This window comes from Marinomonas primoryensis (assembly GCF_013372285.1).
In the GTDB taxonomy this organism is placed as follows: domain Bacteria; phylum Pseudomonadota; class Gammaproteobacteria; order Pseudomonadales; family Marinomonadaceae; genus Marinomonas; species Marinomonas primoryensis.
This window is the reverse complement of record NZ_CP054301.1, coordinates 2,526,580-2,547,163: the sequence shown is the minus strand read 5'-3', so window position 1 is coordinate 2,547,163 and position 20,584 is coordinate 2,526,580. Positions and strand designations below refer to the sequence as shown.

At 42.9% G+C, this 20,584-nt stretch carries 20 protein-coding genes; 11 read left to right on the top strand and 9 right to left on the bottom strand.

Annotation, left to right across the window (positions count from 1 at the left end; translation table 11 throughout):
* Positions 1–16: 16 nt before the first annotated feature.
* The 6 genes from MP3633_RS11815 to MP3633_RS11790 all read right to left on the bottom strand — a co-directional run bounded on the left by MP3633_RS11815 (position 17) and on the right by MP3633_RS11790 (position 6,520).
* Positions 17–952, bottom strand: coding sequence for a LysR family transcriptional regulator (locus tag MP3633_RS11815; protein ID WP_176335684.1), 936 nt, complete (start codon positions 950–952; stop codon positions 17–19).
* A gap of 37 nt (positions 953–989) precedes the next feature.
* Positions 990–2,000, bottom strand: a complete 1,011-nt coding sequence (locus MP3633_RS11810; protein WP_112137958.1) for an ABC transporter ATP-binding protein — start codon at positions 1,998–2,000, stop codon at positions 990–992.
* Positions 2,000–2,998, bottom strand: a complete 999-nt coding sequence (locus tag MP3633_RS11805; RefSeq protein WP_176335683.1) for an ABC transporter ATP-binding protein — start codon at positions 2,996–2,998, stop codon at positions 2,000–2,002. The genes MP3633_RS11810 and MP3633_RS11805 overlap by 1 nt, the downstream gene beginning before the upstream one ends.
* 1 nt (position 2,999) lies before the next feature.
* Positions 3,000–3,938, bottom strand: coding sequence for an ABC transporter permease (locus MP3633_RS11800; protein WP_176335682.1), 939 nt, complete (start codon positions 3,936–3,938; stop codon positions 3,000–3,002).
* Positions 3,935–4,915 carry an ABC transporter permease gene (locus MP3633_RS11795; protein WP_176335681.1) on the bottom strand — a complete coding sequence of 327 codons (981 nt, stop codon included), beginning with the start codon at positions 4,913–4,915 and terminating at the stop codon, positions 3,935–3,937. Before MP3633_RS11795 ends, MP3633_RS11800 begins: the two co-directional genes overlap by 4 nt.
* Before the next feature lie 72 nt (positions 4,916–4,987).
* Positions 4,988–6,520, bottom strand: coding sequence for an ABC transporter substrate-binding protein (locus MP3633_RS11790; protein WP_176335680.1), 1,533 nt, complete (start codon positions 6,518–6,520; stop codon positions 4,988–4,990).
* 233 nt (positions 6,521–6,753) lie between these two features.
* Here MP3633_RS11790 and MP3633_RS11785 point away from each other — a divergent pair, with 233 nt between their 5' ends.
* The 6 genes from MP3633_RS11785 to MP3633_RS11760 all read left to right on the top strand — a co-directional run bounded on the left by MP3633_RS11785 (position 6,754) and on the right by MP3633_RS11760 (position 13,312).
* The gene (locus MP3633_RS11785) at positions 6,754–7,353 is read left to right on the top strand and encodes an acyl carrier protein phosphodiesterase (protein WP_176335679.1); all 600 of its coding nucleotides are present in this window, start codon (positions 6,754–6,756) and stop codon (positions 7,351–7,353) included.
* A gap of 264 nt (positions 7,354–7,617) precedes the next feature.
* Positions 7,618–8,634, top strand: a complete 1,017-nt coding sequence (ylqF, locus tag MP3633_RS11780; protein ID WP_176335678.1) for a ribosome biogenesis GTPase YlqF — start codon at positions 7,618–7,620, stop codon at positions 8,632–8,634.
* Positions 8,635–8,645: 11 nt separating this feature from the next.
* On the top strand, positions 8,646–9,026 hold the full coding sequence (locus MP3633_RS11775) for a YacL family protein (RefSeq protein WP_112137966.1): 381 nt from the start codon (positions 8,646–8,648) through the stop codon (positions 9,024–9,026).
* Between the two features lie 66 nt (positions 9,027–9,092).
* Positions 9,093–9,692, top strand: a complete 600-nt coding sequence (locus tag MP3633_RS11770) for a hypothetical protein (RefSeq protein ID WP_112137968.1) — start codon at positions 9,093–9,095, stop codon at positions 9,690–9,692.
* 153 nt (positions 9,693–9,845) lie between these two features.
* Positions 9,846–12,194, top strand: a complete 2,349-nt coding sequence (locus tag MP3633_RS11765; RefSeq protein ID WP_176335677.1) for a fatty acid cis/trans isomerase — start codon at positions 9,846–9,848, stop codon at positions 12,192–12,194.
* A gap of 131 nt (positions 12,195–12,325) precedes the next feature.
* On the top strand, positions 12,326–13,312 hold the full coding sequence (locus tag MP3633_RS11760) for an LLM class flavin-dependent oxidoreductase (RefSeq protein WP_112137972.1): 987 nt from the start codon (positions 12,326–12,328) through the stop codon (positions 13,310–13,312).
* Between the two features lie 51 nt (positions 13,313–13,363).
* Here the strand turns inward: MP3633_RS11760 and MP3633_RS11755 are convergent, their stop codons facing one another.
* Entirely contained in the window at positions 13,364–14,293 is a 930-nt protein-coding gene (locus MP3633_RS11755; RefSeq protein WP_176335676.1) for a lysophospholipid acyltransferase family protein, read from the bottom strand.
* Positions 14,286–14,996 (bottom strand): 3-deoxy-D-manno-octulosonic acid kinase, encoded by a 711-nt coding sequence (locus MP3633_RS11750; protein WP_176335675.1) that lies wholly within the window; start codon positions 14,994–14,996, stop codon positions 14,286–14,288. Before MP3633_RS11750 ends, MP3633_RS11755 begins: the two co-directional genes overlap by 8 nt.
* A gap of 107 nt (positions 14,997–15,103) precedes the next feature.
* Between MP3633_RS11750 and MP3633_RS11745 the strand changes: the two genes are divergently transcribed.
* Positions 15,104–16,114: a glycosyltransferase family 9 protein gene (locus tag MP3633_RS11745; RefSeq protein WP_176335674.1), complete on the top strand. Its 1,011-nt coding sequence runs from the start codon at positions 15,104–15,106 to the stop codon at positions 16,112–16,114.
* Here MP3633_RS11745 and MP3633_RS11740 read toward each other — a convergent pair.
* Positions 16,107–17,066, bottom strand: coding sequence for a hypothetical protein (locus MP3633_RS11740; protein ID WP_176335673.1), 960 nt, complete (start codon positions 17,064–17,066; stop codon positions 16,107–16,109). The two genes, MP3633_RS11745 and MP3633_RS11740, sit on opposite strands and share 8 nt — an antisense overlap.
* A 172-nt stretch (positions 17,067–17,238) precedes the next feature.
* On the opposite strand from MP3633_RS11740, the gene MP3633_RS11735 reads away from it, so the two are divergent.
* From MP3633_RS11735 to ppnP, 4 genes are all read left to right on the top strand, one after another.
* Positions 17,239–17,784: a DUF1285 domain-containing protein gene (locus MP3633_RS11735; RefSeq protein ID WP_112141618.1), complete on the top strand. Its 546-nt coding sequence runs from the start codon at positions 17,239–17,241 to the stop codon at positions 17,782–17,784.
* An 87-nt stretch (positions 17,785–17,871) separates the two neighbouring features.
* Positions 17,872–19,218 carry a DEAD/DEAH box helicase gene (locus MP3633_RS11730; protein ID WP_112137981.1) on the top strand — a complete coding sequence of 449 codons (1,347 nt, stop codon included), beginning with the start codon at positions 17,872–17,874 and terminating at the stop codon, positions 19,216–19,218.
* A gap of 84 nt (positions 19,219–19,302) precedes the next feature.
* Entirely contained in the window at positions 19,303–20,214 is a 912-nt protein-coding gene (gene gcvA / locus MP3633_RS11725; RefSeq protein WP_342356114.1) for a transcriptional regulator GcvA, read from the top strand.
* 55 nt (positions 20,215–20,269) lie between these two features.
* The gene (gene ppnP / locus MP3633_RS11720; protein WP_176335672.1) at positions 20,270–20,560 is read left to right on the top strand and encodes a pyrimidine/purine nucleoside phosphorylase; all 291 of its coding nucleotides are present in this window, start codon (positions 20,270–20,272) and stop codon (positions 20,558–20,560) included.
* Positions 20,561–20,584 lie beyond the last annotated feature (24 nt).

Below are 20,584 nucleotides of genomic sequence, written 5' to 3'. Positions count from 1 at the left end.
TACGGCGTAGGGTGTGTCAAGTTGGAAAGTTACGAGCGACTTTTTCTTTAAGTGCTTCCCAAAATTGATTGAGATTTGGGTTTTGATTAAACTTAGATCGATAGAGGCGTATTTCTAACGGAATATGCCAGTTCTCTTCTCCTGCCAAAGCCACTTTGCTATAGTTTAATGTGTCTAGCATTAGGCGCTTTGGAATCCAGCCAATACCATAACCTTCCTTTACCATAGCTTTGATACTCACTGAGTGATAATTCTCAGAGATAGTGTTGAGCTGTGGAACGTCCCTTTGTCTTTGTAGGTGATGATGAATGACAGGTTGTAAAAACGAGTTTTCATAATAACCAATATAGGGAAGAGGTTTTCGTTTTGCGCCGGGAAGCGTATATTTTGGTTCACCATCTGCATTCGTTACACTGCAAGGGATGAGTGTTTCTTCGGAAATTATAATATGCTCGTATTGCTCATCATCCAAAGCGCGGATGAAGTTTATGGCTGGATGCCAATAGCAGAGCATAATGTCACATTGCTGATCCATCAACGAGTTTACAAAATCAATCCCTAGCCATGAACTGGACTTCATATTGATGTCTAATTCCATATTGATATCTAGGCAAAATGGTTCAATCACTTCTTTGTAAAAACTTAGAAATAAAGTTTGAGAGGTTACAAAGCGTATTTGAGACTCTTCTTGCTTTCGAATTTCTTGGCAGCGTTCTTTGGTGTCTTTGAGTTGCCGTGTAATCAATTCTGCACTTTGAAGAAAGACTTCCCCCGCAGGTGTTAGAGATAACGGAAGCGTATTACGGTCTATTAATGTAACGCGCATCTCTTCTTCAAGCAGTTTTATCCGCCGACTAAAAGTCGGTTGTGTGACGTTTTGCTCATCTGCAGCACGTGAAAAGTGGCGAGTCTTTGCGAGGGCTATGAAGTCCTCAAGCCATCTTATTTCCATGAGATCTCCTGGCGAGCAGAAGACGTAAGCAAAAGCATCATAGTCGTCCCTCCTCAATAGCATGACAAGCCACACTGCTACTGTCGCTTTGTGGCGTCATCGCGGGTGACTCAACATAACATCGCGGATTTGCATATGGGCATCTTGCTTGAAAAACACAACCAATTGGCTTTTCTGTGGGGGTTGGCACTTCACCAATTAATCGAATCGGTTGGGCGATACTGCTGTCTAATCTAGGAATGGCCGATAATAAGGCTTGAGTATAAGGGTGTTTTGGCGAGCTAAACAAAGTACTGGTTGGTGCCAATTCACAGATCTTGCCTAAATACATCACGGCGACTCTAGTGGCAAAATGCTCTACAACGGCAAGATCATGAGTAATAAAGAGATAACTAAGATTACGCTCTTCTTGCTTGTCCATCATTAGGTTTAAAACTTGAGCTTGTACAGAAACGTCCAGAGCTGAAAGTGGTTCGTCAGCCACAATAAAATCAGGTTCAACGGACAATGCACGCGCTAAGCTAATGCGTTGGCGTTGTCCACCCGAAAATTCATGAGGGTAACGATCTGAGCTTGAAGCAGAGATGCCGACGGACTCTAATAATTCATCAATCTGTTCATCCACTTGCGATTGAGATAATTGTGGATTATGGAATGAAATGGGTTCACTGAGCGTTTGGTAAACGGTCATTCTAGGGTTTAACGACGCATAAGGGTTCTGAAAAACCATTTGCATACGACGACGAAAGAACATTCGCTGGCGATTGTTTAACTGATCTATCCGTTGATCAAGGTAATGGATTTCACCCGCACTAGGTGTTGTTAACCCCATAATGGCACGTGCAAGCGTGGATTTACCGCAGCCTGTTTCTCCAACAACACACAAGGTCTCGCCTTGATTAATCGTGAGATTAATACCGTTTAATGCATGCACGCTGTCTTTTTTTCTTTTTAGCTTACCTTGATGAAAGCGCCATTGGCCAAGCCAGCTTTCGTTGGTGGTAAAGGCTTTTTCCAAGCCACTAATTTGAATTAGAGGCGTCGCCATTAGCTGGCCTCCTTATCTTTATTAGCAAATTCATCGAGCATGTCTTCTACCAAGAAACAGGCAACAGTGGAGACGCCGCTGTAAATAAATCTTGGTTGTTCTTGTCGACACTTTGGCGTGGCGTAAGGGCAGCGAGGGTGAAAAGCGCAACCTGATGGCCTTTCTGCTAGAGACGGCATACTGCCTTGAATTTGGTTTAGTCGCTGACCTGGTAATGTCATCTGTGGCAGCGCGTTTAACAATCCTTGAGTATAGGGGTGCTGGGGGTCGTTAATTATTTCAAGGGTCGGACCTTCCTCTACCACCCGGCCGGCATACATAACCAGGGTTCGATCGGCGACCTTAGATACAACACCAAGGTCATGGCTGATTAAGACAAGTGCAACGCCATTGTCACGGCAAATAGCCAGCAAAAGCTGTAATATTTCAGCTTGTATGGTGACATCGAGTGCAGTTGTTGGCTCATCGGCGATAATAATGTCAGGGTTGAGTAACAACACGGACGCAATGATGACCCGTTGTCTCATGCCGCCAGACAGTTCATGGGGGTACTGATCAAAGCGTTTCTCTGGCGATGCGATTTGCACGTGATGAAGTTTTTCGATGGCAATATTTCGAGCATCTTTGTAGGCGATTTTGGTATGACTGCGGATGGTTTCAACCAGCTGATCACCAATAGTAAGCACTGGATTGAGTGTCATCATTGGATCTTGAAAAATCATTGCGATGCGCTTGCCGCGAACTTCTTGTAGCTGTCGCAGATTCATTGTGGTGATTTCTTTATTTTCCAATCTGATTGAGCCAGAGGCGATATAACCCGGCTTACCAATGAGGTTTACAATCGAAAATCCTAATACGGACTTTCCGGCACCAGACTCACCAACAATAGCAATTCGTTCACCACGGTTTAGCGTGAAGCTGACGTCAATAAGGGCAGCAAGTTCTCGCTGTTTCATATGGAAGTTGACGTTTAAATTACTGACGCTTAATAAATTCATATTAGTCTTTATACGTCCTTGGATTTAGATGATCACGTAACCAATCCCCTAGTAAGTTCATCGCTAAAATTAAGATAATGAGCGTGACACTGGGGATGACACAGATCCACCATGAACCCGCAAACATGTAGGCAAATCCGGCTGAGATAAGTGAGCCAAGCGATGGCTCTGTTGCAGGCATGCCTAACCCTAAAAAAGACAAGGCCGCTTCTGCAACGATGGCGTTTGCGATTTGAACGGTAAAAATAACCAAGATAGGCGATAGTGTGTTCGGCAAAATATGGCGAAACATGATGCGTTTTGAGCTAATGCCCATGACCCTCGCGGCATCGACGTATTCCTTTTGCTTTTCGGCTAATACGGAGGCTCGAATGGTTCGAGCAAAAAGCGGCCATTCGGTTAAGCCTATGACGAGAATGAGAATAACCATCGCGAGCTGTTGGTATCGAGCCATGCCAAAGAGCGACTGGAAAATAGCAAGGAAGACAATCGCGACCATCATGTTTGAAAAAGACAATTGAATGTCGGCGCAACGCATTAACAGGTTATCGATTCGGCCACCTAAATAGCCAGATACAAGGCCGATACAAATACCCAATGTGGCTTGAATTAATACCGCACATATCCCTATTGTTAGTGAGAGTCGTGTGCCATATAAAATGACGGATAATAGATCTCGTCCTTGGGCGTCTGTCCCTAATAGAAAACGACTGTCACCACTGATCCAGCTTGGTGCAATCTCCGCGTTCATTAAATCCATAAAGGCCGGATCAGCAATGTCAAAAGGCGCAACCAGCGGAGCGAGTAGCGCGACAAGGACATAAAAAATAAAAATAATCAGAGCCAGCACGGCAAGTTTGTCGCCCACAAACCCCGACCAAATATGATTCCATCGACTGCCCGATATAGGATGAATGAGATCTTTCTTGGGGTACTTCATAATCCATGACTCGCTAAGCGTACGGTCGGATTGACTAAACCATATATTAAGTCCACAACGGTGTTGGTGATAACAAACATGCCGCCGACAACAATTAAATAAGCTGAAATAAGAGGCGTATCAACTCGACTCACCGCATCCATAAACAAAAAACCCATGCCAGGCCATTGGAAAATAGTTTCTGTTAAAATGGTGTAAGCCACCAGTGTTCCCGCTTGTATTCCACCCACGGTGATAACAGGTAACATGGTATTTTTGAGGGCATGGATGAAATAGATTCGTCGTGCAGACAGGCCTTTTGACCAGGCAAAACGTATGTATTCAGACTGCAATACTTCCATCATTTCAGCTCGAATTAACCGCACAAAAATCGGCATTAGCGCAATGGCAAGGGTAAGGCTTGGTAGCAATAAATGTTTCAATCCGTCTTTGGTGAAAATCCCACTTTGCCATAAGCCCAAAAATTCCGTTGTTTGGCCTCGGCCAAAGCTGGGCGCCATATTTAATTCGATGGAAAAAATGTAAACCATAAGGATGGCGATAATAAAAATAGGCACGGACAAACCTATAGAGCTTATTATCATCAGCAGTCTGGATAAGAGGTGTTTTGGCTTTATCGCCGCCAAAACACCACAAGGTGTGGCGATTAAAGTGACGACTAAAATTGCACAAAAAGCCAGCTCCAATGTAGCGGGTAGCTTTTTTAAAATAACGTCTAGTGCGGGTTCTTTGTAGTAGTACGATGTACCAAGATCGCCGTGAATGGCGCCCTTAGCAAAACGCCAATACTGGGTAACAAAACCGTCATTTAACCCCAATTCGTTACGCAGTTGGTTGCGCTCATCAGACGACACTGACATACCAACCATTTGTTGTACTGGGTCGCCTAACTTATCTTGTATGGCAAAACTGATCACACTGATAATGATCATAACAAAGCAAGCCTGAATTAAGCGGCGGAGTAAAAAAATCAGCATTAGATGGCTTTATTCCTACTTGTTATGGAGGTCATGATTTTGTGGTTCTCGTTGATAAATAACGCGGAGTATTCATTTGCCTTCAATGAACAAGTCCCCCAAGTGAGGATAGTTTTGGTCATTGACTACGTCTTGAATTTTAACATTGTCTTTGGCTGCCCAAATAAGAGATTGCCAATACAGTGGGACAATAGCCGAATCTTCGTACAAAGTGCGCTCGACTTGCTGCATAAGACGAAGGCGTCTTTCTGGGTTCATTTCTCTGTTCGCTTGGTGAATGTTGTCATCAATGCTGTGTTTGCAATATTCGCTGGCATTATAAGCACCTAATCCTGTTTTAGCATCTGGACAAGCGATAATAAATTCAAATAGATTATTTGAATCCATGGTGTCAGATTGCCATCCCAGCATCATCATATCCGCGCTGCGATCATCAAACTCTTTAAAGTATTGAGCCTTGGGTAGGGTTTTTAACTCTACAGTAATGTGGATTCTAGCGAGCATTGCAGCGATGGCTTGGGCGACTTTTTCATCGTTCATGTAACGATTGTTTGGCGCCATCATGCTGATGCGAAAGCCTTTTTCGTAGCCTGCTTGCTTCATTAGTTCTAGCGCTCTGGTTAAATCGTATTCTGGCTCTAAGTTATTAATGTGGCCTAAGAAGCGATCAGCGCTTAATTGACCAGCGGGTGAGGCATAACCTTTTAAGATTTTTTCGACGATGAGCGATTGATTGATCGCTAAATTGATGGCTTTTCTTACTCTAACATCTTGAAATTCTTTGCGACGCTTTTGATTCATGTGCAGTAATAATATGCGAGTGCTTGGTAGCGTAACCAGCTGTATTCCTTGTATTTTTTTAGTTCGCTCTATATCAATAGGAGAAACGGGGAAAATAAAATCTACGTCACCTGAAAGAAGGGCGGCGAGTCGAGTTGAGTCGGCTCGAATTGGGGTCATGATTATTTGGTCTACGTTGCCAACCGAGTCTTTGTCCCAATAGTTTGGGTTGCGTTTGAGTTCCATTCGGCTGCCCAACTCTCTACTCACTAGGCTAAAAGGTCCTGTTCCTGACACATTGCGTGAGGCAAATGTTTCACCGTATTTTATGATTTGGTCTTGACCTTGGTAGAAGATTTTATCCATTGGAAATACGTACGTCATGATGTTAAGTAACAATGGATTTGGTGTTGCTGCGTTTACGTCAATTGTATAGTCATCGATCATGGAAACAGAGGCGATTGTGTCAAACATGGCGCGAAAGTCAGGGGATTTTTTTAAGCGATTAATCGTATAAACAACGTCCTTCGCCGAAAAAGCATTACCGGAATGAAAGGTGACATTTTTCCGTAAAAAAAAGCGTATTGTACGCGAGTCAAGGCGCTGCCAATGAGTCGCTAAACGAGACTCGAATTGACCGTTTTGTTGCCATCGTAATAGCGGGTCAAACACTAAGTGTGAGAATTGCAATGTGCCTTCAGAAAGTTGTTCATGCGGGTCTAATGAGATTGGATCGGCATCAAAAGCCACTCTTAATGTTGTGGCTGCTGCCTTATTACATAAGATTAGAGCCAAGCAGCAGGCTAAAATAACCTTTATCTTCATTCTTCTAGGTCTCTTTTTGGGATGGCTAGTAATGTGGTCGCTTTATTCTAAAGGTGGTTCTGTGCTCATGAATTGAAGAATTTTGGCTTACATGAGCGAATATTGACCATATAGGTGATACTTCATTTTTACAAATAAATGCGTAAAAAGACAGCAAGACTATGTGATGCTGACGCTTTTAGACAATATATGTGTTTTATTTAAAATAATATAATTTAAAAATGTTGATGAAAATGAATTATTTTGCACACCTACACATAGCTTCTATCACTAAAACATCTTGGGTCGGGAATTTGCTTGGCGATTTCCCTGTTGATGTGGGTGAATTGGACTCTGATTTACTAGCGGGTTGGCGTTTGCATCAACAAGTTGATGTGATGGTCGATCAACATGAGGCGAGTGTTCTGTTTCGTTCTATGCCACGAAAGGGGCGCCGCCGATTTGCTGGAATTGTACAAGACATCGTAATGGATTATTGGTTAATACAGAATTGGAAACGCTTTAGTACAGTGCCTTTGACGGTTTTTTGTGATCAAGCGGTTCTGGGTCTAGTGAAAGATAAGCATCGAAGCCCTGATCGTCTAAGAAACATGATTAGTTCATTAGAAAGTGATAATTGGCTTTCCAATTTAGGCACACTAGAGGGCGTGGAGAAAGCGATTCATTCTATTATGCGACGTTGGCGATATGGCGAGCACTTACAGTATTTTTTGGATGATTTGCCGCAAGTGATTGCTCAGGCAGAAGCACCTTTTTTAGCGTTATACCCAGACTTACTGGATTACGTGCAAGACGAAATGAAAAAAACCGAGGCCACACACAGCCTCGGCTAATGGGCCATTTAACTGTTTAAGTCATAGTCGGCCCGATCGAGAGAACAACCAGATAAACGAGAAGTTTGGTGCAGATTCCTCGCCTTCGCTTAACTGGAATAATGATTATAGATAGTTTGTGTTGTGCCGCCTTGATTTAAGTCAGATTAGACGAGATCGCTAAAATTAAACTCATTCTATTGCCGTGTAGTATTTTCTCTATCTTTGCGGAACTTGTGGTAGAATCCGCCACCGAAAAAGACTTGGTCATAAAGGGGAGTTAGGGTGAGCGTTCAGTGGTATCCAGGGCACATGAATAAAGCGCGTCGAGAAATCGAAGAAGTCATGACGCAAGTAGATATTGTTATTGAGGTGTTGGATGCCCGTATTCCTGATTCCAGCCAGAACCCTATGCTTAATACATTGCGTGGGGAGGTTCCTGTTTTACGCCTTCTTAATAAAAAAGATCTAGCGGATAAAGTTCGTCTAGACTTATGGTTAGAGCATTGGCGTGATAATAAGTCCATTTTGGCGCACCCTTTTTCTACATTGGATAAATTGGATGTAGCAAAGATAAGTCAGTGGGTGAGCCAGATGGTTCCTCATCGAGGTAGTGCAGAAAAGCCAATCCGAGCGATGATTGCTGGCATTCCTAATGTTGGAAAGTCCAGCTTGATGAATGCGTTATTGGGTCGTCGTGTAGCGAAAGTGGGCGATGAGCCTGCGGTCACTAAATCGCAGCAAAAACTGAAAGTAACCAATGGTTTTCAGTTATTGGATACGCCAGGAATTTTGTGGCCAAAAATTGAAAATCCTGGTGCCAGTTATCGTTTAGCGGTGACTGGGGCCGTACGTGATACCGCCATCGATTATGAAGATGTTGCCTTAGTTGGTTTGAAGTTTTTTATCGCCGACTATCGAGACGCGCTTATTGCTCGTTATAAACTGAAAGAGCTTGCCGCTGATCCTTATGATGTTTTAAAAGTGATCGGTTCTAAACGGGGCGCATTGCGATCTGGTGGTAAGGTTGATATGCATAAGGCCGCAGAAGTTTTTTTGAATGATGTAAGAACCGGAGCAATTGGGCCTTACGTGATGGAAACACCAGAAATGATTGCGCTTGAAGAGCGCTTGGTTGAAGAGGCAAAAGCGAAAAAAGAAGCCGCTCGATTGGCGCGATTAGCTGCTGCGGTTCCTCAGCGTCAGCAAGCGAGCAACCTTGCTTATCGTAATAGTCAAGTTCAGTCAGCAGACCAAGCATCAGTCACCAATCAAAATGAGAATTTAGATGAAAAACAGTGAGGTTCACGGTCATGGATTATGAAATTGCCTTTGATCAGGACGAAAATGCTTATCGTATTTACACAGGGTACGAGTTCGCTGCGATTGGTGAATGGGTCTCTGATTATGTGCGTGATTTGGACGTTATTCAGCGAGTGTTAATGGCGGCCCGTTTAGCTGAAAATGAAAAAGAAACGACTGAATTTAAACATGGTCCTTTTGATGTTATTTTGAGTGAGGAAGGTGTATCTGTCTCTCGTCAGGTTGATCTGGATTCGGCGGAAGAAGAGATAAAAGCGATGTTTGATTCCCAAGAAAGTTTTTATCAAACTTCGACAGATGGTATTCAAGCAGAATGTGGCTTAGAAGACCTGATTAATATGATTGAAAACTGGCATGAAGTTCTGCAGTAGTTGTTCCTTGTGCTGGCTGGGTTTACACTAGCGGTGTTTATTTTAATATGTTTTTAGGAAGCCAATATGCTCATCGAATTGGAAAAAGCACGTACTCGAAATAATGTTGTTCGCATTTTTCGTGAAGAATTGGACGGGCCAGATAGCTGGACTGACGGTTTTGTTGTGGATGCCAACGAAGAAATGGTTTTGCTCCAAATAGTGGATGACAGTGTCCGACTTAATGGTTATCAAGTTCTGTTTCTGGAAGACATTAGCGATTTTGCACATCCGGCTCCTTTTAATGATTTTCAGAAGAAAGTATTAGCACTTCGTGATGAAAAAGTGGTTGATCCAGAAGTCGAGCTCCTTGATTTGGCTGTATTGCTTATCGACATCAGTGAAGAATTTGGATTAGTAACACTTCATCGCGAAGAGATTGAACCGGATAGTTGTGAGATTGGTCGTGTGATTCGTGCTGATGCAGTTACTTATGAGCTTGAAGAAATTGGCTCTGATGCTCGTTGGTTTGATGATACTTTTGAATACGATTTATATGATATTACTCGTATCGAATTTGGCGGCGCCTACGAAGAAGCATTGTTGCTAGCAAATGATGCTATGGGTGACGATGCTTATGAGCTATCGGATGACTATCCTGATGATGGCATCGCTGATGATGAGTGAACACTGATTTACGAATGTGATTTGATAAAACGCCTAAATGGGCGTTTTTTTTATGTGTGTTATTCTCTCAAGTCTGATGGGCGGCTTATTTTCTGTGATTCCATGGATGAAGTGCTTCGCGAATAAGATAAAATGAAAAATAGGAACCTTTTTATGTCTCGTTGGCTGACTCTTCTTTGTTTGCTTGTGCTCATTTCTGGCTGTGCGGCTTATGCGACTCATCAATTTGATACGGTGTTTGGATCGGAAGATCCTGCAAACCGTATTAGTGAGGTAAGTGAAGAAGATACGGTGTTTTATAATGAACAAGTAAGGCCCATTTTAGACAGTCGTTGTGTCTCTTGTCATGCTTGTTACGATGCACCATGCCAGTTGAAGTTTACGGCTTCTGAGGGGGTTGAGCGAGGCGGTTCAAAGGAGCTTGTTTATGATGGTACTCGTTTGTTGGCATCTTCCCCCACCCGTTTATTCATCGATGCCAAAACGACTAAAGAGTGGCGAGTGAAAGGCTTCCATCCCGTATTAAATGAGCGTGAACAATCGCCATCGGCTAACTTACAAGGCAGCTTGTTATACAGAGCTATCGCCTTACGTAAAAAACAGGGGGCGTTTAATCAGCCAGTTCTGTCTGATGACTATGATTTTTCACTTGCTCGTGACCAGCAATGCGTGAGTGTTGAAGAGTATCAACAATTCGAAAAAGACTATCCTAATTGGGGGATGCCTTATGGTCTTCCTGCTCTTAATGCCAATGAATACAATGTATTAACACGTTGGTTGGCGAAAGGCGGAAAGATGCCAAAAGCCGAAGTGGCACCTGCAAAAATTCAGCAACAAGTGGCGTTATGGGAATCGCGATTAAATAGCGATAACTTAAAAGGTCAGTTAATTTCTCGTTATATCTATGAGCATTTGTATTTATATAGTTTGTATCTTGATGAGGGTGAGGACTATCGCTTTCAATTGGTTCGTTCAAAAACACCACCGGGTGAGCCTATTGATCGTATTGCTACTCGTCGGCCATATGACGCTCCGGGTGTAGATCATGTTTATTATCGGCTCTGGCTTGATCCAGAAGTAAAAGTCCAAAAAAACCATATTCCTATGCAGTTGGATGAAGCGCGTTATTTGCGTTGGATGTCATATTTTTATGATGAAGATTATAAGGTTACAAAAGATCCAGGGTATGACGCTAAAGTGGCGACGAACCCGTTCAAAACCTTTCGTGAAATACCGGCGTATGCACGCTATCGATTCTTGTTAGATCACTCTCAAAAAACCATTATGGCGTTTATAAAAGGTCCAGTTTGTCGTGGTCAAGTCGCGGTAAATGTCATTAATGAGCAGTTTTGGGTGTATTTCATTGATCCAGAAGTCGTTTACAACAAAGGCTCTGCCGACTATTTAGAAGATCAAGTTCAGGATTTAGATTTACCAGCGGTGGGATCAAGTACTACCTTGAATCCGGCGTCTTGGATTGGATTTTCTGAGCAGCAAAAGTCTTATTTATCGGCTAAAGCGGCACTGTTTGAAAGTGAAGTAGGTAAAAAAGTACCGATTGATTTAAGTTTGATTTGGGATGGTGATGGCAATAATGAAAATGCAGCGCTTACAATATTTCGTCATTTTGACAATGCTTCTGTTGTCAAGGGAATGGTAGGGCAGCACCCTAAAACAGCTTGGGTAATAGATTACCCGTTGTTAGAGCGAATTCATTATTTATTGGTGGCGGGCTTTGATGTTTATGGCAATGTGGGTCATCAATTGGTTACTCGTTTGTATATGGATTTTCTAAGGATGGAAGGTGAGATGAATTTCTTGTTGCTATTGCCAAAAGAGGACCGTGAGTCCATCCGGAAATATTGGTATCGAGACGCCAATGAAACGATTAAAAACTACATTTTTAGTGATTACATTAAAATAGATCGTCAATCTAAAATTTCGTATGAGACTGATGATCATCAGTCTGAATTGTACGAGATGCTGCGAAAAAAATTAGCCAAAGTGCTGGATCATGATTACGACCTTGAACAAAGTAAGCTTTCTCTGAATCAGCGTAAAGCATTGTATCGACTTCAGGCAAAACGCGGTGATGGCCTAGCTTTTTTACCGAATGTAGTGACTGTTTTGGTGACTAAGCAAGGCGTTCCTATGGACGTTATTAGTATGATTCACAATAAGGCGCATGCAAATATTTCGAGTCTACTGGACGAAGAGGCGGCTCGACTACCTGCTGAAGATGGCGTTACTTTAGTCAAAGGGGTTCTTGGGGATTACCCTAATGCCTTAATGCAGGTAGAAGAAAGTGAGTTAATTGATTGGGCAAATCAAGTCGCGAATCTAAAAACACGAAAAGATTATTCAGACCTTTTGGATGGCTTTGGAATTCGAAGAACGCACCACAATTTTTGGTTTGTAAGCGATGCTATTGCCAATTTCAATCGGCAGGACCGTCCAAGAGAAAGTGGTATTCTGGATTATAATCGACTAGAAAACAGATGAAAAATAGGCTGCGCTGGCGATTGCTAGCGCTTCTGCATTATCTGCAATATTGAGTACTTGTATATGTTCTTTGTGAGCCCAAAATACTAGGTATTCTTTATTGTTAGAACACTCTGTTAGTGGAAAATATTATGATTCCTTTTTCTATTCTTGATTTGGCGCCGGTTGCTGACGGTTGCTCTGTTGCGGATTCTTTAGCGATGAGCCGTAAAATGGCAATAGCCGCTGAAGAAAACAATTATTTGCGTTTTTGGTTGGCTGAACATCATGGAATGGCGGCGGTTGCCAGTTCTGCGACATCCGTTGTGCTGTCTTATCTTGGCTCAGCAACGTCAAAAATTCGTATTGGTTCTGGTGGCGTTATGCTACCAAATCATTCCCCTTTGGTGATTGCGGAGCAGTTCGGTACTTTAGCCGAGCTATATCCTAACCGTGTTGATTTAGGTTTAGGTCGTGCTCCGGGTACCGACATGCAAACAGCAAGAGCTCTGCGCCGTAACATGGATGCGTCCGTAGACAGTTATCCTGATGATGTTCTGGAGTTGCAGCGTCTACTGGGTAGTAGCAAACAGGGGGTAATGGCAGTTCCTGGTTGGAATACTCACGTTCCTATATGGATGCTAGGGTCGAGCTTATACAGCGCCCAAGTCGCCGCAGAGTTCGGTTTACCTTATTCCTTTGCGTCTCATTTTGCTCCAGATCAATTGATTCAAGCGCTTACTGTGTATCGTCGTAATTTTAAAGCGTCAGAGCAAAACCCAAAACCTCATACTATGGCAGGCGTGATGGCGGTTGTAGCGGACACAGATGAAGAGGCAAAATATTTATTTACCTCTGCTCAGCAGCAATTTGTGAATTTGCGTCGCAATCGTAATGTGCCCTTTGCTAAACCCGTTGAGTCAATGGACGAAATATGGTCACCGAGTGAAAAACACATGGTAGAGCATATGTTGCAATTCGCGGTGGTTGGTTCGAAAGAGTCTGTTGCCTTTCAGCTGTCTCGTTTTTTAGAGTCAACAAAGGTTGATGAGCTTATTGTTTCTATGCCCATTCATGATTCTGAGGCAAGATTGAAATCATTACGTTTGATGGCCGAGGTTCGTGACGGTCTGGTGTGATCGATTGCGGTGAAATTTAAAAAGCCACTGGATGTTCCAGTGGCTTTTTCTTTATTTGTCGTATGGAGAAGGGGTGTCGGGGATGACTTGTGTTTTAAATCGGCGATGTGTCCAAAAGTATTGTTCTTTTTTGGGTTCGATAACGGCCTGCATTAACTCATTTATTCTAGTGGCATTTTCAATATCATCTTGGCTTGGGTAGTTTTCGACTTCCGTAAGACTGAGGTGATAGCCATTTTTTGTTCTGCCGTAGTCGTAAAGTACCACAGGCGCATTTGTCATATTTGCTATGCGTCCTATGTGGGCAATCGTTGCGCATTGGCGGCCATAGAAAGGCGCAAAGACCGAGTTTTTTCGACCATAGTCTTGGTCAACAGCATACCAAACCGCTTTGTTCTGCTTCAAAGATTTGAGAACTTCTCGCATGTTAGTACGTTCAATGGTTTTGGAGAAAATAGCTTGACGCTGTCGCTCCATTACCCAGTTCATTACAGGATTGGTTTGTAGCTTGTATATTGGGTGGACATCCATAAAACGCGGCATCTGGCTTCCGCAAATGTCGAGGGAGGAAAAGTGTCCGCTTATTAGTATGCAGCCGCGACCCTTAGCCAAGACGTTGTCAACGACTTCTTGTCCTTCAAAAGTGGTTCTTGATTGAAACTTTTTTTGATCTTGAAACCAAGAGGAAAAAGTCTCAATCGTACCTTTTCCCATGCTTTCAAAATGCGCTTTTGTCAGGGCTTTGCGTGCAATGTCAGTCATTTCTGGATAGCAAATTTTTAGGTTAACATCACAAATGTGTCGACGTCTTTTTGCGATTAGATGGAGTAGGCGCCCAAGATATTTCCCCAACCCTTGCTGTAGTGACCAAGGTAAATAGCTTAATAAGTAGGCGATACCCATAAAGCACCACGTTAGCCAGTGCTTAGGGCCTAAGAAGTGGGTGATGCTTTTGTCTAGAGTTGTTGTCTTTTTAGCCACGGTAGCCTTCCAAAAAATTGCGCCATTGTGTATCAGAAATATCGAATTGTGTGTGCAGTTTGTCTTCTTTGTCCAAAGAGCGCTTTAATCTATCAATATTGGCGAGCTTCCATTTTTCATCATGAGGTCGTTGCTCGCATTTATCAAAATCAATAAGCCAGACTTTATCATCTTGATCAATCATGATGTTATGGCAGTTTAAATCTGAGTGGTAAATACCTTGGTCATGGAAGCGTTTAATAACGGCTCCTATCTCATGCCAATTTATGTTTTTGCTGTCGCCATCTTTGATGATATCAAAAAGGTCGTTGGCGTTTGCTATGGTTTCGGTTAGTAGTTCGCTTTGATAAAACCCTTTTTCGACTGTATATAGTCCGCCGATAGGGCGAGGAACGGGTAAGTCTAGTGTGCGCATGTGCTCTAATAAACTTAATTCCAGCCAAGGCCGTGTGTGTTTTTGCCCTGTAAAAAGAAAACGGCTTTTATTGAATTTCGCAATTAGTCCGCCTCGTCGATAACGACGAATGACAAATTTTCCCAATGGGGCATTAATAAACCAGACTTCACCGCGTCCGCTGCCTGTTCCTGTTAGTGCGTTTTGTGATTGCCAGAACGAAGGGTCAAACCATAAAGGGGTTATGGGAAGGGTTTGATCGCTTTTTAACAATATTGTGGTAGGCGATATTTTGATGGTTTGTGGCATGCGGCTCGCTTCATTAAGGTGTTCTTTGTTGTGCCTATAAATTTGGACACATTCAACAGCGACTATTCTATAATACTTGCTGAATTTAAGCAGCCCTAGAGGAATACATGCAACAAGAGAATATTCAGCATTTGGCAGTGATTCGGTTATCAGCTTTGGGCGATGTGTGCCACGCCATGGCGGTGGTTCAATCTATTATGAAACGCTATCCAGTGATGCAAGTGACTTGGGTTACTTCGCCGTTAGAAGCCAATCTTGTGCGTTTGCTAGATGGTGTTCGGGTTGTCGAGTACGATAAAAAAAGTGGTATTTCTGGTTTGCTGGCGTTGCGTTCGCAATTTAAAGGTCAAGTCTTCGATGTGTTGTTGCATTTACAGTGGTCTTTTCGGGCCAGTCTAGTATCGCGGATGGTGAAGGCAAAAAGACGAGTCGGTTTTGCGTTGTCACATTCGCGAGAGAAGCAGCATTGGTTTGTGAATGAGCTTGCTCCTGAGCCACAAGGTGAACATGTATTGGACTCTTTTTTGTCTATTGCCAGCGTACTTGGAGTAACCCAGCCGTCATTACCTTGTGAACTATTGTTGCCAGAAGTGAGCTTCAATCTGCCAAATCGTTATGTGGTGATTAATCCCTCGGCTTCTAAAGCCGATCGAAATTGGACGATAGAAGGTTATCAAGCGGTTTTAGATCGCTTGTTAGAGAAAGGTATTCTTCCTGTTATTACGGGTGGGCCTTCAGCCGACGAGGCTAGCTTTGCAGGGTTAATTGTCGCTGATCGAGGTGAGCAGGTTCGTAATTTGGTCGGTAAAACGCCACTTAATATGATGCTGACTGTATTAAAGGGGGCGTCACTTGTAGTGAGTCCAGACACTGGGCCTGCGCACATGTCTACCTTAGTGGGAACCCCTGTACTTGGGTTGTATGCTCATTCCAATCCTCAGCGAACGGGGCCATATCGGGATTTAGATAAAGTCGTTAGCGCATATGAAGAATTGGTAGAGAAAGAATATCAGAAGCCAATTGCAGAGTTACCTTGGTCAACGCGTGTGCATGACCAAAAGGCCATGCAGCATATTCATATAGAGCGCGTTTTGGCTAAGCTGGATGCGCTTATTTAATCAGTAATTGCTCTGCTAGTTTAAGGTCCAGAGTTGCCTTTAGTAATTTGAATAACTGGATAGAGGCGTCAATTTCTTCTTTTCTGTTGGTTAGGCTCTCAATATTTAAGCCAAGTGGAACGCCAAGCGGAAGGGCTGTTTCTATAATTTGCTCTAGAGCATTACGGCAAATTTTGATGGATTCATCGAGTGGTGCTTGAGCATCTAATATGCGGTGCTTGGTCGCGTCGGGCACTGAGATACCTAACCATTCCATGAATTCGAGTGTTTTTGCGCTACCACAAGGCGTAAAAGTCAAAATAATGCGCTTTGGTGTTTCGCCTTTCTCTTTGCAGGTTCTTGCATAACGGCTGATTAAATCGGCTGTCGCTTGATGATTGTAAACCGCTTGAGAAATAAAGAATTCACACCCTGACTCAGATTTTTTCAAAAGACGTAAATGTTCGTCGCCTTTCTTGGCGTGGCGTTCTGCAATGGTAACGCCACCCAAGTTGAAGTTATGAGGTGATTTTTTGAGTGTTTCATAGGCTTGTGGTAAAGGTAATTTAATGTCACCACTTGATGATGGAGAGCCAACAAGAACCAAATCACGAATACCGTATTCTTCCCACGCTTCTGTTAACCAGCCTGAAAATGCTTCTGAACTGCGCGATGAGACCGATTTATAAGTGATAACAGGTTTACTTGATTGTTGGTGAAGTCGTTTTGACCACGCTCTTGGGTCATGAGTTTCCATAAATGGAAAAGGGCGAGGTTTATCTATTCGGCTTGTTTCATCTTGAATGTCATAAACTATTAAGCCATCTACATCGATCCCATCTAAACGCTCAAGCAGTTTTTGACTTATTTGTACAAGTTGTTCTTCGTCGAGAGAGGATTTTGGTGGCGTTGTGCCAATGAAGTAAACACCTCGACTGGGATCTTGAAACTTTGTTGCCAATTGCGATTTCATAATGTCACACTCTAAGTAGACGAGGCAGATAATGTTATTCTGTACCTCAGTAAGTTCGTTCGATGCTTGTATTCTAACAGTGAAATCAATTCAAGGCTTTGTCTGGAAGTTGAATAATATTGTAGATGAAGTGAGGTTGGCTAATGGGCTTCAGACCAAAAGAGAGGGTTTCATGTCAAATATTGATTTAAAGGGCTTACCAAGCACCGCGGCTTCTAGCCTACCGCCCGTTCATACTTGGTCCCCGCCTTTTTGTGGTGACATGGATCTTGTCATCAAAGCGAACGGGGAATGGTTTCATGAAGGTGGCAAGATTAAGCGTCCTGCGATGGTGACTATGTTCAGCCGTATATTATGGTTTGACGCTGGTGAGTATTTTTTGGTGACGCCTGTTGAGAAGGTTCGGATTCAAGTTGAAGATGCGCCTTTTCTTGTGACTGCTTGGCAGTGGGTAGAAACCGAGCTGGGTCGTACGATCGAGTTTAAAACACAAACAGAGGATGTTTTGTTGCTTGGTGTTGATAGCGATCTATGGATGGCGACATATTTAGGTGAAGAGCGTCCTTATGTTTCTATGCGCTATGGTATGAAGGCGCTAGTAGGGCGAAACGTCTTTTATGGTGTGGTGGACAGTCTTGAACCTGTTGATACGTCTGAGGGGGTTGGAATGGGCATAATAAGTGCGGGTAAAACCTATTTTTTATTGCAAGATGAATAACGGATTTTAGTGTGTCTAGGTTATAATGCGCGAATTAAGCGTGACAATCTGTTTGCGTGTGTTTATTCGTGTTAAAGGGGTATTTTTTTGTTATTCGAAGAATTTGGTTTTGATAATCGCATTTTAAAAGCCATTGGCCATTTGGGGTTTGATGAAGCGACAGAGATTCAAGCTCGAGCTATTCCAGAAGCTATGGCTGGAAGAGACTTATTAGCGTCATCAAAAACAGGTTCAGGTAAAACACTCGCTTACCTCTTGCCTGCGTTACATCGTGTTTATAAGAAAAAAGCCTTGTCTAAACGTGATCCACGTGTGGTGGTTTTGGTTCCTACTCGTGAGCTCGCAAAGCAAGTGTATGGTCAGTTGCGCCTTTTGTTGGCGTCCAGTCGTTTTACTTCGATCCTTATCCAAGGCGGCGAGAATTTTAACGACCAACATAAGCTCTTGCAGAAAGATCCACATTTTATTGTCGCGACACCGGGCCGTTTGGTTGACCATTTAAAACAGCGCCATCTTTTTCTTGATGGACTAGAGTTACTTATTTTAGATGAAGCGGATCGCATGTTGGACTTAGGTTTTGCGGAGGCAATGCGAGCGATTAACGTGGCGGCCAGTCATCGCCAGCGTCAAACTTTATTCTTTTCAGCAACGCTGGATAATACAGAAGTAAGCGGTATTGCGAGCGAGTTATTACGTGAGCCTTCACGTGTTGCTATTGGTCAAGGGTTTGATGAGCACACAGACATCACTCAACATGTGTTGCTTTGTGATCATCTAGATCATAAAGAAGCGTTACTAAAGCATATTCTAGTAGGGCAAACCATTAAACAGGCGATCGTCTTTACAGCGACGAAAAGCGATACAGTTCGTTTGTCTGAGATTGTGGCTGGTTGGGGTTTAAGTACCCAAGCTCTGAATGGGAACTTGTCTCAAAGTGCGCGTAATAAAACAATGGACAGTTTTGCAAGAGGGCAGTTTGATGTGCTTGTGAGTACGGACGTCGCTTCTCGAGGCCTAGACATTGCGAGCGTGTCCCATGTTTTTAACTTTGACTTGCCAAAGCAAGCAGAAGAGTTTGTCCACAGAACAGGCAGAACAGGCCGTGCAGGTTTTAAAGGTGATGCTTATTCTTTGGTTGGCCCAAAGGATTGGGTTAACTTTAAGGCGGTAGAAGCCTTCTTACAGAAAACGTTTTCAACAGAAGTGGTTGAAGGGTTAGAGCCCAAATTTAAAGGCTTAGCGCCACCGAAACCAGCTGTTCAGGCTAACAAAAAAACCAATGTGAAAGAGCAAAGCAGAGCGCCTAAGAAATCGTCTAAAAAGACACAAGGAAAAGCACGTTTTCATGATGGTCAGCAAAAAGATGGTTTTGAGGCGTTTAAGTTGCCTCCAAAACGTTTTGACGAAAAAAATGATATGGGTGATGAAGACTAGTCGTTTAGTCACTTGTTTAGAGCGTTTGTGTTTATTGATTGACAGATGAGCCGCATTCACGCTATTGGTTAATCTTTCTTATCTATTGGAGATGAGCTTATTAATCGTTTACCCCCATTAAATTCACTGAGGTGTTTTGAATCCGCTGCCCGTCATGGCAGCTTCAATAAAGCAGCCAAGGAATTGTCTGTTACACCTTCGGCAATTAGTCATCAAATTAAAGGCTTAGAGAGTTTTCTAGGTCTTGAATTATTTCGACGGACTAAGCGCAAAGTAATATTAACGGAAGCTGGGGAATCTTACTTAAAGCCAATCAAAAGTATTTTTGAGCAGTTGGAAAATGCGACGTCTGAATTAAAAAGTCAGCAAAAAACTGGCTCACTTCGATTAGCCGTCGCCCCCGCTTTTCTTACGCGTTGGCTAATGCCAAGAATGCAGCGTTTTCAAGATCGTTATCCCGATATTCAGATTGAAATTAGTTCATCCACTGGTTTGATTGATTTTTCTGCCAATGACATAGATATGGCGGTTTATTTTGGTAGTGGTGATTGGGAAGATGTCGAGACGTATTATTTGCGACCAGCCCGATTGGCGCCTGTGTGTAATCCTAAATTAATTAAAGCCGATCAACCTATTAACACCCCAGAAGATATGCGTTTTTACCCTCTTTTGCATGTGACGAAGCGAAAAGACGAGTGGCATGATTGGTTGCAGCAGCACGACCTAGATCCGAAGCTCTTTCGTCGTGGTTTGATGTTTTCTAGTGGTTCTCTAACGGCAGGCGCAGCGGCTCAAGGGTTGGGTATTTCGTTAACCGATCCTGAATTAATTATGCCAGAGATTGAATCGGGCGCTTTGAAAGTCTTGTTTAATCAGCATTTGATTACTAATCGATCTTTTTACTTGGTTTATGAGAAGCGTCGCTCAGTCACATCTGCGATGTCGGCATTTAAAGAATGGATTATTGAAGAAATGGTGGGCAATAAAAATACCTAAGGTGTTTTTATTGATCGGTGACAGAAAAATTTAAAATGTAAATGAGAGTTTGAATATGAGCGCAGTATTAACAGTAAATAGCTATTTTAATGATCAAGTGAAATCCATTGCGTTGGACAATAAAGAAGGCACATCCACCGTTGGCGTGATGGCAATTGGAGAGTATGAATTTGGCACGAGCCAAAGAGAATACATGACAGTCGTATCTGGCGTTTTGACGGTTAAGTTACCGGCTTCAGATACCTGGGATACCTTTCTCAAAGGCGATACGTTTATTGTTGAAGCGAATCAGTCTTTCAACGTTAAAGTGGAAGAGACGACGGCTTATCTTTGTCGTTATGAATAATGTATTTGATTGACGCTAAAAAAG

Excerpts from the sequence above, each read along its gene's own strand:
- MP3633_RS11800 (WP_176335682.1), bottom strand. The coding sequence starts at position 3,938 with ATGAAGTACCCCAAGAAAGATCTCATTCATCCTATATCGGGCAGTCGA.
- MP3633_RS11805 (WP_176335683.1), bottom strand. The coding sequence starts at position 2,998 with ATGAATTTATTAAGCGTCAGTAATTTAAACGTCAACTTCCATATGAAA.
- MP3633_RS11770 (WP_112137968.1), top strand. The coding sequence starts at position 9,093 with ATGCTCATCGAATTGGAAAAAGCACGTACTCGAAATAATGTTGTTCGC.
- MP3633_RS11760 (WP_112137972.1), top strand. The coding sequence starts at position 12,326 with ATGATTCCTTTTTCTATTCTTGATTTGGCGCCGGTTGCTGACGGTTGC.
- MP3633_RS11765 (WP_176335677.1), top strand. The coding sequence starts at position 9,846 with ATGTCTCGTTGGCTGACTCTTCTTTGTTTGCTTGTGCTCATTTCTGGC.
- MP3633_RS11810 (WP_112137958.1), bottom strand. The coding sequence starts at position 2,000 with ATGGCGACGCCTCTAATTCAAATTAGTGGCTTGGAAAAAGCCTTTACC.
- MP3633_RS11815 (WP_176335684.1), bottom strand. The coding sequence starts at position 952 with ATGGAAATAAGATGGCTTGAGGACTTCATAGCCCTCGCAAAGACTCGC.
- MP3633_RS11745 (WP_176335674.1), top strand. The coding sequence starts at position 15,104 with ATGCAACAAGAGAATATTCAGCATTTGGCAGTGATTCGGTTATCAGCT.
- MP3633_RS11785 (WP_176335679.1), top strand. The coding sequence starts at position 6,754 with ATGAATTATTTTGCACACCTACACATAGCTTCTATCACTAAAACATCT.
- MP3633_RS11790 (WP_176335680.1), bottom strand. The coding sequence starts at position 6,520 with ATGAAGATAAAGGTTATTTTAGCCTGCTGCTTGGCTCTAATCTTATGT.
- MP3633_RS11750 (WP_176335675.1), bottom strand. The coding sequence starts at position 14,996 with ATGCCACAAACCATCAAAATATCGCCTACCACAATATTGTTAAAAAGC.
- MP3633_RS11735 (WP_112141618.1), top strand. The coding sequence starts at position 17,239 with ATGTCAAATATTGATTTAAAGGGCTTACCAAGCACCGCGGCTTCTAGC.
- MP3633_RS11775 (WP_112137966.1), top strand. The coding sequence starts at position 8,646 with ATGGATTATGAAATTGCCTTTGATCAGGACGAAAATGCTTATCGTATT.
- MP3633_RS11740 (WP_176335673.1), bottom strand. The coding sequence starts at position 17,066 with ATGAAATCGCAATTGGCAACAAAGTTTCAAGATCCCAGTCGAGGTGTT.
- ppnP (WP_176335672.1), top strand. The coding sequence starts at position 20,270 with ATGAGCGCAGTATTAACAGTAAATAGCTATTTTAATGATCAAGTGAAA.
- MP3633_RS11795 (WP_176335681.1), bottom strand. The coding sequence starts at position 4,915 with ATGCTGATTTTTTTACTCCGCCGCTTAATTCAGGCTTGCTTTGTTATG.